The sequence below is a fragment of the Caballeronia grimmiae genome, from assembly GCF_022879615.1.
GTDB classification, from domain to species: Bacteria; Pseudomonadota; Gammaproteobacteria; order Burkholderiales; family Burkholderiaceae; genus Caballeronia; species Caballeronia grimmiae.
In genome coordinates this window covers 325,309-338,845 of the sequence record NZ_CP084273.1, presented here as the reverse complement: position 1 = coordinate 338,845, position 13,537 = coordinate 325,309, and the positions used below count along the sequence as shown (strand labels likewise).

Below are 13,537 nucleotides of genomic sequence, written 5' to 3'. Positions count from 1 at the left end.
GTCACGATTCGTCACGCTCTTCCCACGCCAGCGCGATGAACGCCGCACATAGCGCTTCCATGCCCGCCGCGTCTTCATCGTCGAAGCGGCCGGGGACGGGGCTGTCCACGTCCCACACGCCGATCAGCGTGCCATCGCCCGCGACGAGCGGCACGACGATCTCCGAGCGCGATGCCGAATCGCACGCGATGTGTCCGGGAAACGCATCGACGTCGGGGACGACTTGCGTCTTGCGTTCGCGCGCCGCCGTGCCGCACACGCCGCGTCCAAGCGCGATGCGCACGCACGCCGGCTTGCCCTGGAACGGGCCGACGACGAGCTCGTCGCCATCGAACAAATAGAAGCCCGCCCAGTTGAGATCCGGCAACGTGTGATAAACGAGCGACGCGAAGTTGGCCGCGTTCGCGGTGAAGTCGATTTCATCGCCGATCAGCGAGCGCGCCTGCTGCAACAGGGTCGTCGTATTGCGCGGCCTTCGTCGCGTGAGCGGTGGTGGAAAGCGTGTACATGGCGGCATCCCGAAAAGTGTCGATGAAGATAGCACAGCAAATATCGCAAGCCGACTGCAAGCCCTGACGCCTACTGTAGTTTCGGCGGCCTGCCGCAGCCGTCTTTCGAAGCCGGATTCGGGATATCCCTCGTTTACAGCAAGCAGCAATCGTTATTAAATAAATCAACTTGATTTAATTAATGGCCGCAGATCGCAAACGACGGCCAGTCACCCCCGGAGACGTCGCGTGAAATCCCCGAGCGGCAGAGGCAGCAACTCTGCAACCGTGCGCCGTTACAACGAGCGTTTGCTGCTGCAAACGCTGCGCCGCAACGAACCGGCATCCAAAGCCGAACTTGCGCGTCACGCGAATCTGACGAGCACGGCGGTCGGCGGCATCGTCGATTCGCTGGCGCAAGACGGCCTCATCGAATACACCGGACGGCGGCTCGACGGCCAGCGCGGCCAGCCCGCGTCCCTGCTGCGGCTCGATCCGCGCGGCGCGTTCGGCATCGGCGTGCGGCTGGATCGCACGAGCATCGAGACGGTGCTCGTCAACTTCGCCGGCGATGTGCTCGCCCGCAGCGCGCTCGACACCGTGCTGCCGCATCCGTCGGACGTGCTCGGCATCGTGCAGCGCGACATCGACAACATGCTCGGGTTGCTGAGCGCGGCCGAACGCGAGCGGCTGACGGGCGTCGGCGTCGCGCAACCGTACAACCTCGGCGCGTGGCTGCGCGAACTTGGCGTCAGCGCCGACACGGTCAGCGCCGACACCTTCCGCGCCTGGGACGAAACCGATTTCCCCGCCGCGCTTTCGCGCGCCATCGGCCTGCCGGTATTCGGCGAAAACGACGGCAACGCCGCCGCGATCGCCGAACTGTTCTACGGCCACGGCCGCCGCTGCGACGACTTCGTCTATCTGTTCCTAGGCTCGGCGATCGGAGGCGGCATCGCGATCGACGGCGACTGTCTGCGCGGCGCGACCGGCAACGCGGGCGATATCGGCGTCATTCCGGTGCCGCCGAGCCGCCTGCCGTCGGCGCCGCAGCCGCCGCGCCAGTGGGACATCCTGTTGTCGCGGGCGTCGCTCAATGCGCTCGCGCGGCATCTGCGCCATTGCGGCGCGGCGGCGGACAACCGCATCGACTTGCAGGCGTGCATCGAGCGGCGTCTGCCCGCCGTCGACGAATGGATCGACGACTGTATCGAAGCCCTCGCGCCCGCCCTGCGCACGACGCTGTGCGTGCTCGACGTGCCGATGGTCGTGCTCGACTCCGATATCGACGGCGGCCTGCTCGACCGCATCATCGGGCGTCTTGTTGCGACGATGACCGCCAACGCGCCCGAAGCGCGCGGCACGCCGGCGATCGTGCGCGGCAGTTTCGGCCCGGACGCGGGTGCGATCGGTGCGGCCACGCTGCCGATGTTCTTCAACTTCTCGCCGCGCGTGGGGCTGCATCGCGGCGCAGGCGTCAAATCGCAGGAGGTCAACCATGCCGCATGATTCCCCCGGATCGCCTAAATCCGGCACGCCGCTGCTCGAAATGCGCGGCATCAGCAAGACTTTTCCCGGCGTGCGCGCGCTGAACGACGTGCGCCTGTCCGTCTATCCCGGCGAAGTGCATTCGCTGATGGGCGAAAACGGCGCCGGCAAATCCACGCTGATGAAAATTCTGTCCGGCGCGTATCAGGCCGACGCGGGCGGCGAGATTTTCATCGACGGCAAGACCGTGACCATCGACGGCCCGCTCGCCGCGCGCTCGCTCGGCGTCGCGGTGATCTATCAGGAGCTGAGTCTCGCGCCGAATCTGTCGGTCGCGGAAAACGTCTACGCCGGGCGCGAACTGCGTCGCGGGCGGCTGGTCGATCGCGCGGGCATGGAGCGCGGCTGCACCGATGTGCTCAAGCGACTGGGCGCAGCGTTCAAGCCGCATACGCTCGTCGGCGATCTGTCGATCGCGGAGCGGCAACTCGTCGAAATCGCGCGAGCCGTGCATGCGAACGCGCGCATCCTCGTGATGGACGAACCGACGACGCCGCTCTCCTCGCGCGAAACCGATCGCCTGTTCGAGCTCGTGCGCCAACTGCGCGCGGAAGGCATCGCGATCATCTACATCAGTCACCGGATGGCGGAAATCTACGAGTTGTCGGATCGCGTCTCGGTGCTGCGCGACGGCGCTTACGTCGGCACGCTGATGCGCGACGAACTGTCCGCCGAAAGTCTCGTGCGGATGATGGTCGGCCGCGACATTTCCGGCTTCTACAAAAAGGAACACGCGCCGTACGATCCGGGCAACGTCGTGCTGTCCGTGCGCGATATCGCCGATGACAACCGCGTGCGCGGCTGCAGTCTCGATCTCCACGCGGGCGAAGTGCTCGGCATCGCGGGGCTGGTTGGCGCGGGCCGCACGGAACTGGCGCGCCTGATCTTCGGCGCGGAAGAGCGCACGCGCGGCGAAGTGTCGATGCACGGCAAGCCGCTCAGACTGCGCACGCCGCGCGACGCCATCGACGCGGGCCTCGTCTATCTCACCGAAGACCGCAAGGGCCAGGGCCTTTTCCTCGACATGAGCGTGCGCGACAACATCAACATCACGGTTGCCGGACGCGACGCGAAGGCCGGCGTAATGGACGTCGCACGCGGCAACAGCCGTGCGAAGGACGCGATCGCCGCGCTGACGATCCGTGTGCCGAACATGCGCGTGAACGTGGGCGCGCTGTCGGGCGGCAACCAGCAGAAGGTGCTGCTCTCCCGCCTGCTCGAAACGAAGCCCGAAGTGCTGATCCTCGACGAGCCGACACGCGGCGTCGATATCGGCGCGAAGTCGGAGATTTATCGAATCATCAATGACCTCGCGCGTTCGGGCGTCGGCGTGATCGTGATATCGAGCGAGCTGCCGGAAGTGATCGGCGTGGCGGATCGCGTGCTCGTGATGCGTGAAGGCGAGATTGCGGGCGAACTGGGCGGGCATTCGGGCAAGCCGATCTCGCAGGAAGGAATCATCGAACTGGCGACCGGCTCGCGGGCCGCGCTCGATCAGGCGGCGTAGGACATATCGGAGAGAGACATGAGCAACATGACCAAGCAGCACGACAAGGTCGCCGCGTCGAGCGTGGCGGAGCGGCAGACGCGCATCGAGCATCGCGAGCGCATGCAGGTTCTCATGCGCACCGCCGGCATGCTGCCGGTGCTGATCCTGCTGTGCATCGGCTTCGGCATCGTCACCGATGGCTTCTCCAGCTTGCAGAACATGTCGATCGTCACGCAGCAGGCGTCGATCAACATCGTGCTCGCGGCGGGCATGACCTTCGTGATTCTGACGGGCGGCATCGATCTGTCCGTGGGGTCAGTGCTGTCGGCGGCGGCGGTCACGGCGCTCCTCGCATCGAACCTGCAAGGCATGGGCTGGCTCGGCATTCCCGCCGCGCTCGCGGTCGGGCTCGGCTTCGGCGTCGTCAACGGCGCACTGATCGCGCTGCTGAAGCTGCCGCCGTTCATCGTGACGCTCGGCTCGCTGACGGCCGTGCGCGGCATCGCGCGGCTGATCGGCCACGACACGACGATCTTCAATCCGCAACTGCCGTTCGCGTTCATCGGCAACGACACGGTGCTCGGCGTGCCCTGGCTCGTGATCATCGCGCTTGCGGTGGTCATCATTTCGTGGTTCATTCTGCGACGCACGGTGCTCGGCCTGCGCATCTACTCGGTCGGCGGCAATCCCGAAGCGGCGCGGCTGTCGGGCATCAAGGTGTGGGGCATCCAGATGTTTGTCTACGCGATCTCCGGCCTGCTCGCAGGACTCGGCGCGGTGATGTCGGCAGCGCGGCTTTATGCGGCCAACGGCCTGCAACTGGGCCAGTCGTATGAACTCGACGCGATCGCGGCGGTCATTCTTGGCGGCACGAGCTTCGTCGGCGGCGTCGGGTCGATCGTCGGCACGCTGATTGGCGCGCTCATCATCGCCGTGTTGTCGAACGGGCTCGTGCTGCTGGGCGTATCGGATATCTGGCAGTACATCATCAAGGGGCTCGTGATCATCGGCGCGGTGGCGCTCGACCGTTACCGTCAGCGCGGATCGGCGCGGACCTAGCGTGGCCTTGCAAGTTGCAGCATCCATATCAACGAAACCAACGAAACAACCGGAGACAACCAGCATGCGCAAGCACAACAGGCTGTTCGCGAGCGTCGCACTCGCGCTCGGATTCACGATGACGCTCACCGCTCACGCCGCCGACAAGCCGCTGAAGGCGATCGGCATCACGGTCGGATCGCTCGGCAATCCGTACTTCGTGACCATTGCGAAGGGCGCGGAAGCGAAGGCGAAAACGATCAATCCGAACGTGCGGGTGACGGCCGTATCGTCCGATTACGACATGAACAAGCAGTTCACGCAGATCGACAACTTCATCTCCGCGCACGTGGACATGATCCTCATCAACGCCGTCGATCCGAAGGCGATCGAGCCGGCGGTGAAGAAGGCGAAGGCGGCGGGCATCGTCGTGGTCGCGGTCGACGTCGCCGCGGCGGGCGCGGACGCCACCGTGCAGACCAACAACGTGCAGGCGGGCGAACTCGCGTGCGACTTCCTCGCGAAGAAGCTCAACGGCAAGGGCAATGTCGTGATCGAGAACGGGCCGCAGGTGTCGGCGGTGATCGACCGCGTGAACGGCTGCAAGACGGTGCTCGCGAAGAATCCGGGCATCAAGGTGCTGTCCGACGATCAGGACGCGAAAGGCTCGCGCGAAGGCGGCATGAACGCGATGCAGGGCTATCTCACGCGCTTCCCGAAACTCGACGGCCTCTTCGCGATCAACGATCCGCAAGCGATCGGCAGCGATCTCGCGGCGAAGCAGTTGCAGCGCAAGAACATCGTAATCACGTCGGTGGACGGCGCGCCCGATATCGAGACCGCGCTGAAGGCGGACACGCTGATTCAGGCATCCGCGAGCCAGGACCCGTGGTCGATGGCGCAGCAGGCGGTAAGCGTGGGCTACGGGCTGATGAACGGCCAGAAGCCCAGCAGCACGATGATCCTTATGCCGTCGACGCTCGTCACGCGTGAGAACGTCGCCAACTACAAGGGCTGGTCGGCACCGCATTGATCGGCGATTGACCGCTGCATGCGCGGCCGGCGCGGCGTTCGCACGCCGGCCGCGCACACGGCGTATCCTGTGGCTTCTCGCCGTCCCCTTAGTCGATTGCGCGATAGCGCTCACAGGAGAAACTGAATGGCCAGGGTCGAAGTCAAGGTTCCGCAGCTTTCCGAATCCGTCACGGAAGCGACGATGCTGCCGTGGAAAAAGAAGGCGGGCGACCCCGTGACGCAAGACGAGATCCTCGTCGAGCTCGAAACCGACAAGGTCGTGCTCGAAGTGCCCGCGCCATCGTCGGGCGTGCTCGCGGAAGTGCTGAAGCAGGAAGGCGATATCGTGCACGCCGACGAACTGCTCGCGGCCATCGACACCGAGGCGAAGGCCGCTGCGCCTGCTTCTGCTTCTGCTTCTGCGTCTACACCCGCGCCTGCTTCTGCGCCTGCACCCGCTGCCGCTGCGCCCGCAAAGCCTGCCGCGCAAGCAGCGCCCGCGCCCCAGGCATCGGGCGAGAAAGCCGACTTCGATGTCATCGTGATCGGCGCCGGACCCGGCGGATACATCGCCGCCATCCGCGCCGCGCAACTCGGCATGTCGGTAGCGTGCGTGGAAGAATGGATCAACCCGGCCGGCAAGCCGAAGCTCGGCGGCACCTGTCTCAACGTCGGCTGCATTCCGTCGAAGGCGCTGCTCGCGTCATCCGAGCAATTCGAAAACGCGCGCTTACATCTGGGCGATCACGGCGTCAACGTCGAGAACGTGACGCTCGATCTGGCCAAGCTGATCGGCCGCAAGGAAGCGATCGTCGACAAGATCACGGGCGGCGTCGAGTTCCTTTTCCGGAAGAACAAGATCACGTGGATCAAAGGACACGGCAAGCTCGCGGGCAACGATGGCGGCAATTTCCGCATCGAAGTCAGCGGCGGCGATGCGACCGGAAGCCATACCGCGAAGCACGTCATTATCGCGACGGGTTCGAAAGCGCGGCATCTGCCGAACGTGCCGGTGGACAACCGCATCGTCTCCGATAACGAAGGCGCGCTCGCTTTCGACGCCGTGCCCAAGAAGCTCGCGGTCATCGGCGCGGGCGTGATTGGTCTCGAACTGGGCTCCGTGTGGCGCAGGCTCGGCGCGGACGTGACGATCCTCGAAGCCCTGCCCGACTTCCTCGGCACCACGGACGCGTCGCTACAGAATGAGGCCGCCAAGCTCTTCAAGAAGCAGGGCCTGGCGATTCATCTGGGCGTGAAGATAACGAAGGTCGAGTCATCCGATGCCGGCGTGACCATTTCCTATACGGACAAGGACGGCGCCCCGCAAACGCTCGAAGCGGACCGGCTGATCGTATCCATTGGCCGCGTGCCGAACACCGACAATCTCGGGCTCGATTCGATCGGCCTGTCTGCCGACGAGCGCGGCTTCATTCCCGTCGATGGCCATTGCGCGACCAAAGTCCCGAACGTCTATGCGATCGGCGATGTCGTGCGCGGACCGATGCTCGCGCACAAGGCCGAGGACGAAGGCGTGCTGGTGGCGGAGATCATCGACGGCCAGAAGCCGCATATCGACTACAACTGCATACCGTGGGTCATCTACACGCATCCGGAGATCGCGTGGGTCGGGCAGACGGAGCAGGCGCTGAAGGCCGAAGGCCGCGAGTTCAGGAGCGGACAGTTCCCGATGATGGCAAATGGCCGCGCGCTCGGCATCGGCGAGACGGACGGCTTCATCAAGGTCATCGCCGATGCCAAGACCGACGAAATTCTCGGCGTTCACATCATTTCGGCAAACGCGTCGGATCTGATCGCGGAGGCGGTCGTCGCGATGGAGTTCAAGGCGGCGTCGGAGGATATCGGCATCATTTCGCATCCGCATCCGTCGCTGTCGGAAGTGATGCGCGAAGCGGCGCTCGCGGTCGGAAAGCGGGCGTTGAATATCTGACGCACGCTATCGTCGACTCAACCGCTCGCCTGCGACGATACGCACGTGAAGTTGACCGTCGACGTCTGCTCTTCCAGTGACCGCACGCCGCTCGTCGACTCCGAACGCAAGCGCATGGTTTGCTGGCGTTGCTTGCAGTAGTCGCTGGCGGCGTCCATCGCCCGGTTGCGCGCGGTCACCCAGGACATGCGCGTGCCGGTCGCCTTGCCGGTGACGCTGTATATATCGGCTTGGGGGCCAGCGGTGATTTCGCTCGCGGTGCCGCATGCGGCCAGCACGAGAAAGAGCAGCGACGCCGCCATCGTGCGGCGTGGAATGAAGTGAGTCATACGTTCGTGAAGCGACAATTCGAAAAGGCGGCATGGTACCGCCGTCCGCGAATTTCTTCACGAATCGCTCGAATGCGGCCGGCGTGCATCCGTGCACCCGGCCGTTTTTGTTTGCTCAGGACGTTTCAATTCGATGCAGCAATCGCTGCAACCGCGCATGCTGCGACGGCATGAGTCCCGGCGTGGCTAACGCCTGTTCGACGCGAGCGCGCCAGTAGGTCTTGGAGAAAAGTGAGTTCGCGCCATCGAAGTTCAGCACCTGTTCGAGATGCGCGATGGCCGAGTCGAGTTGGTTCACGTTATAGGGACGTGCGCCCGTGCAGGAATCGTCCATGGAAGCGATGCCGGAACGCGCCGTGGCGCGCAGAGCCGGCGATGTTCGTTTGAAGAAGTGACGACGGCGCGCGAAGTCAGCGCTTCGCGCGCATCGGTGCATCAGTGCATGTGCTGCCCGCCGTTGATCGCGATGTTCGAGCCGGTCACGAAGCCGGCGTCATCCGAACACAGGAACGCAACGAGCGCGGCCACTTCTTCAGGCTTGCCGAGACGGCCCGCCGGAATCTGCGGAAGAATCTTCGAATCGAGGATGTCCTGCGGAATCGCGGTCACCATCTTGGTCGCGAGGTAGCCCGGCGAGATGGTATTGACCGTCACGCCCTTTCGCGCCACTTCGAGCGCGAGCGACTTCGTAAAGCCGTGCATCCCGGCCTTCGCCGCCGCGTAGTTCGTCTGGCCGATCTGCCCTTTCGATCCGTTCACCGACGAAATATTGATGATGCGCCCCCAGCCGCGCGCGACCATTTCTTCGCACACCGGCTTCGTCATGTTGAACACGGAGTCGAGATTCGTGCGCAACACGGCGTCCCAGTTCACCTTCGTCATCTTCTTGAAGGTGGTGTCTTGCGTGATACCCGCGTTGTTGACGAGGATGTCGATCGGCCCGACCTCGCGCTGAATCTTCGCGATGCAGTGCTGGCTCGCGTCGTAGTCGGCGACATCGACGGGATACGCGCGGAAGTTGCGGCCCTGACGGTCCCTCTCCGCGAGCCATTCCGACACGATCGTGTTGCCCGGCGAGTGCGTGACGACGACCGCGAAACCCGCGTCGTTCAGCTTGATGCTGATTGCTTCGCCCAGACCGCCCATGCCACCGGTTACCACTGCGATACGCTTAGTCATGCTAATAGTCCTCTCAGGTACTTGACACTCGAATTAATCCCGGCGGCGCATCGATTGTTTTTTATGCCGCGACGCCGGGTGAAGGGCGGACTCGGTCCGCCCTTGTCTTGCGCCCCGAATCAGGGACGCTCGACCGCCAGCGCGACGCCCATGCCGCCGCCGATGCACAGCGACGCCAGGCCCTTCTTCGCATCGCGCTTCTGCATCTCATGCAGCAGCGTGACGAGAATGCGGCAGCCCGATGCGCCGATCGGATGACCGATCGCAATCGCCCCGCCGTTCACGTTGATCTTCGACTGGTCCCAGCCCATCTGCTTATGCACGGCCAGCGCCTGCGCCGCGAACGCCTCGTTGATCTCCATCAGGTCCAGATCGTTCACGCCCCAGCCCGCGCGCTCCAGACAGCGCCTCGAGGCCGGCACCGGACCCATGCCCATCACCTTCGGATCGACGCCCGCGTTCGCGTACGCCTTGATGCGCGCCAGCGGCGTCAAGCCCAGCGCCTCGGCCTTCTTCGCCGACATGACGACGACCGCCGCCGCGCCATCGTTAATGCCCGACGCGTTCGCCGCCGTCACCGTGCCTTCCTTCGAGAACGCCGGCTTCAGCCCCGCGAGCGCCTCGGCCGTCACGCCGTGACGCACGAACTCGTCGGTGGTGAACTGCAGCGGCTCGCCCTTGCGCTGCGGAATCGCGATCGGCACGATTTCGTCGTTAAAACGGCCGGCCTTCTGCGCGGCTTCCGCCTTGTTTTGCGACAGCGCCGCGAACTTGTCCTGGTCCTCGCGGGAAATGCCGTACTCGCGCGCGACGTTCTCCGCCGTCGTGCCCATGTGATAGTTGTTGTACACGTCCCAGAGACCATCGACGACCATCGAGTCGATGAGCTTCGCATCGCCCATGCGGAAGCCGTCGCGCGAACCCGGCAGCACGTGCGGCGCGGCGCTCATGTTCTCCTGACCGCCTGCGACGACGATCTCGGCATCGCCCGCGATGATCGCGTTGGCCGCCAGCATCACCGCTTTCAGGCCCGAGCCGCAGACCTTGTTGATCGTCATGCCGGGAACCATTTCGGGCAGGCCGGCCTTGATCACCGACTGACGCGCCGGATTCTGACCCGAGCCCGCCGTCAACACCTGACCCATGATGACTTCGCTCACCTGCTCCGGCTTCACGCCCGCGCGCTCCAGCACCGCGCGAATCACCGTTGCACCCAGATCCGGCGCCGCAATCTTCGCGAGCGAACCGCCGAACTTGCCAACCGCCGTACGCGCGGCCGATACGATCACTACGTCAGACATGTTTGATCCTCGTCGAACAACCAAGATAATTCCGAAGCCTGGTCCGGCCAGAACCGCCAGCCGGAGCGCTGCGCCCCAAGAATAGAGTCCCGCATTAGGCGGGGCGTGAGAGGGCGCACGGCTGGAGCAGACTGGAGTTGTCTGCCCGGGCGGCGCCGCGCCTTGTTTCTAGGCGCGTTTGTGAAATCGGCGGAAACAGCCAGCCGACGTCGGTATGCAGCGATTCTTCAATGCCGATACCCACAGGTTAAAGCTAACTACTTGGTCCATTTATATGGGCCTTTTAATATGTATCTCTCAGGTTAATCACCAGCCCTTCCCGCAGCCATGCCAATTGTGAATCGCAGCTATGCATATTCGCAGCAGCGGAAATCACACGTCGTTTCAGCAGGGCTATAAGAAGATATTGGGTGCGACGGCTTGTGCGTCGCACCAACTGAAAGTTATTTTAAACGTAAACCATCGACAAAAATTTGCATATTTCTAAGTAATAACCCTAGTGACGGTACATTTTCCCGGCGCAATGATGCGAAGAACATGAGAGTCGATCGAACGTACGTACGGTCGAAGGCCCGAATGCGGCGAAAAATTGCACAGGTGATATGAAGAATACGTGCCTTGTGCGAATTCGGGCGACGAATAAACGCGCCCTTGGTCTTGTCGTTACTTCGCAGATTGCAATGGACACTTAATGTATCGGCGACAGCGAAAATCACCCGGAGCATGGCTTAATGCGCCGTTGTGACGCAGAGATGAATCGGTTCCATTTATTGTTTCATCCCTGCGACGCTTAAAAGCGTGTGATCACAGTTAAAGCGCTAATACCAGTTTGGAACCTTTAGCGCGAGAACAACAGGCCATCATTCGCTGATTCGTTTGCCGCTCGCTTTTTGTCAGGACGAGATCGCGGTGATCGATCTCTCCGTCGATCACGCGAACCTCGCACGATCCGCACAGCCCTTCTTCGCAGTCGCTTTGAACATCGACGTTGGCGCGACGCAGCGTCGCGAGCAGGGTCTCTCCGGCCGGTACAGTCAGCGTGAATCCGGAATCTTTCAGTTCGACTTCGAACGCGTGTTCCTGCGCGGGATCCAGCGTGCCGAGCTTCGCTTCGAAGTGTTCGATTTTCAGTGCATCGTCGGGCCAGGCGGCGCTCGCGGCGATGAGCGCGTCGAGCATCCGCGCCGGCCCGCATGCATAGACCTGGGTGCCCTCCTCGACGCGCAAGGCCGCGATATCGTTGCGCGCGTCCTCTTCCGATGCGAACACGCGCAGACGGTCGCCATGCAGCGCGCGCATGTCGTCGAGCAGCGCCATCGATGCGCGTGAGCGTCCGCTGTAATGCACTTCATAGTCGATGCACAGCTCGCGAGCGCGGCGCGCCATCGCGCTGATCGGCGTTATGCCGATGCCGCCCGCGATCAGCACGAGCTTGCGCGCGGTTTCATCGAGCCGGAAGTGGTTGCGCGGGCCGCGAATGCGCCACGACGCGCCGGGCCTCACGTTGTCGTGGACCCATGCGGAACCGCCGCGGCTCGCCGTTTCGCGCAGCACGGCGATCTCGAACGCGCGGGCGTCGGCGGGATCGCCGCAGAGCGAATATTGGCGCGAGAGTCCGCTGTCGCCGCACAGCACGTCGATATGCGAGCCGGGCGTCCAGCGCGGCAACGGGCGGCCATCGGCGGAAACGAGCCGCACGCGCACGATGCGATCGGCGCACGCCGTCACCGATTCGACGACCACCGCGCGGCTCACCGCATGCGACGACGGCTCCCCGATACGCACCGCCGCGCGCGCCTCGCGCACGGATGGATCGGTGCGCTCGGGATTCATCGACGGGTCCCATTCGACGAACAGATGCTCCGGCCCGCGAAACGACGTGTTCGGCACGTAAGTGAAGCGCTGCTCGGCGAGCCGCATGTGCGGCAGGCGGCGCGTGAGCTCGTCGAGGAAGACCTGCATTTCCATGCGCGCGAGGTTTTTGCCCATGCACTGATGCGCGCCGTAGCCGAAGGTCAGTTGATCGCTGGCGTTCTCGCGGCGAATGTCGAAGAGGTCCGCGTCCGCGAATCGATGCTGATCGTGATTCGCCGATGAAGTCACGATCAGCAGCTTCGCACCCGCTGGAATGTCGATGCCGCCGATCGTCACATCCTTCGTCGCGAGCCGCCGCCAGGCGGCCACCGATCCGTTGTGCCGCAGGCACTCTTCGACTGCGTTCGGAATGAGCGCGGGGGCTTCGCAGATGTCGCGCCATGCGTCGGGATGCTGCAAGAGCAGCTTGATCGCATTCGCCGACGCGTTCGCCGTCGTTTCGTGCGCGGCGACGATGCCGGCCATCATCATCGAATGGAGATACGAGTCGGTGACGACCTCGGGCAGTTCCTTCTGCTTGCGGATGCCGTACTGCATCCAGCCGTCGCCCGACGGGTCTTCGCGCATCTTGTCGAGCACTTTGCCCGCGTACTGCCAGAACTTGCCGACCGCGTGCGCGACCTGAACCTGTTCTTCGGGCCTCGGGCGGCCCCACGTGTTCACCGTATGCGCGATCGAATATTCGCGCAGCGTGTCCATGTCCTCTTCCGGCACGCCGAGAAAATGCAGCGCGACGGTGAGCGGCACCTCCCACAGCATTTGGTCGACGAGATCCGCGCGGCCATCGTCGATGAAGCGATCGACATATTCGCGGGTGAGCGCGCGCACCATCGGCTCGTGGTGCGCGAGCGCCTCGGGCGTGAACGGGTCCATCAACGCGCGGCGGCGCGGCATGTGCGCGGGCTCGTCCTCGTTGACGAGCGTGCGGTTCAGCGCGAAGCCATATGACGCGAGGACCGCATTCGCTTCGAGGCCAGTGGGCGTGATCTTTTCGAGCGCAATCGACGGACTGAACGTGAGGTTGTCGCGGAAGATGGCTTTGATGTCGTCGTAACGCGTGACGACCCAGTAACCGAGCTTCGGACTGTAGAAGACGGGCTCCTGCTCGCGCGCCCAGCGCACGTATTCGGGCGGGTCTTGCTGATAGCCGTCGCTGAACGGGTCGAAGTCAGCGGCGCGCGTGCTCACCGGGCAACCGGTTGGCGCGTTCATGTGGATAGGGCACTGGGCCGCGTCGGTCATTCAATGTCTCCTCTTATATATATAGACGGGTGCGTCGGACTGGCGTGGCTTCGGTCAACGCCCGGTTCGGCAAAGTTTCGTCGGTA

General features: G+C 63.8%; 10 protein-coding genes and 2 pseudogenes. 6 read left to right on the top strand and 6 right to left on the bottom strand.

The annotated features are described in order from the left end of the window. Position 1: 1 nt before the first annotated feature. Positions 2-509, bottom strand: a pseudogene (locus tag LDZ21_RS20805) (GAF domain-containing protein). Between the two features lie 228 nt (positions 510-737). Here LDZ21_RS20805 and LDZ21_RS20800 point away from each other — a divergent pair. The 6 genes and pseudogenes from LDZ21_RS20800 to lpdA all read left to right on the top strand — a co-directional run bounded on the left by LDZ21_RS20800 (position 738) and on the right by lpdA (position 7,525). Beyond that, positions 738-1,997 carry an ROK family transcriptional regulator gene (locus tag LDZ21_RS20800; RefSeq protein WP_035968729.1) on the top strand — a complete coding sequence of 420 codons (1,260 nt, stop codon included), beginning with the start codon at positions 738-740 and terminating at the stop codon, positions 1,995-1,997. Next, a complete protein-coding gene (locus LDZ21_RS20795) occupies positions 1,987-3,543 on the top strand; it encodes a sugar ABC transporter ATP-binding protein (protein ID WP_244796574.1) in 1,557 nt (518 codons plus the stop codon). The genes LDZ21_RS20800 and LDZ21_RS20795 overlap by 11 nt, the downstream gene beginning before the upstream one ends. An 18-nt stretch (positions 3,544-3,561) precedes the next feature. Next, positions 3,562-4,584, top strand: coding sequence for an ABC transporter permease subunit (locus LDZ21_RS20790; RefSeq protein ID WP_244796573.1), 1,023 nt, complete (start codon positions 3,562-3,564; stop codon positions 4,582-4,584). A 118-nt stretch (positions 4,585-4,702) separates the two neighbouring features. Further along, entirely contained in the window at positions 4,703-5,596 is an 894-nt protein-coding gene (locus LDZ21_RS20785) for an ABC transporter substrate-binding protein (protein WP_244796691.1), read from the top strand. Positions 5,597-5,722: 126 nt separating this feature from the next. Further along, a pseudogene (locus LDZ21_RS31205) lies at positions 5,723-5,941 on the top strand (biotin/lipoyl-containing protein); the annotation flags it as partial. Between the two features lie 174 nt (positions 5,942-6,115). Next, on the top strand, positions 6,116-7,525 hold the full coding sequence (gene lpdA, locus LDZ21_RS20775; protein WP_244796689.1) for a dihydrolipoyl dehydrogenase: 1,410 nt from the start codon (positions 6,116-6,118) through the stop codon (positions 7,523-7,525). A gap of 17 nt (positions 7,526-7,542) precedes the next feature. Here the strand turns inward: lpdA and LDZ21_RS20770 are convergent, their stop codons facing one another. The 5 genes from LDZ21_RS20770 to LDZ21_RS20750 form a co-directional block, all read right to left on the bottom strand. Then, a complete protein-coding gene (locus LDZ21_RS20770; RefSeq protein WP_244796572.1) occupies positions 7,543-7,854 on the bottom strand; it encodes a hypothetical protein in 312 nt (103 codons plus the stop codon). Between the two features lie 115 nt (positions 7,855-7,969). Continuing rightward, positions 7,970-8,188 (bottom strand): hypothetical protein, encoded by a 219-nt coding sequence (locus tag LDZ21_RS20765; protein ID WP_244796571.1) that lies wholly within the window; start codon positions 8,186-8,188, stop codon positions 7,970-7,972. Between the two features lie 101 nt (positions 8,189-8,289). Then, entirely contained in the window at positions 8,290-9,033 is a 744-nt protein-coding gene (gene phbB, locus LDZ21_RS20760; RefSeq protein WP_244796570.1) for an acetoacetyl-CoA reductase, read from the bottom strand. Positions 9,034-9,152: 119 nt separating this feature from the next. After that, a complete protein-coding gene (locus tag LDZ21_RS20755) occupies positions 9,153-10,334 on the bottom strand; it encodes an acetyl-CoA C-acetyltransferase (RefSeq protein ID WP_244796569.1) in 1,182 nt (393 codons plus the stop codon). A gap of 810 nt (positions 10,335-11,144) precedes the next feature. Next, positions 11,145-13,451 carry a cytochrome P450/oxidoreductase gene (locus tag LDZ21_RS20750; protein ID WP_244796568.1) on the bottom strand — a complete coding sequence of 769 codons (2,307 nt, stop codon included), beginning with the start codon at positions 13,449-13,451 and terminating at the stop codon, positions 11,145-11,147. Positions 13,452-13,537: the final 86 nt, after the last annotated feature.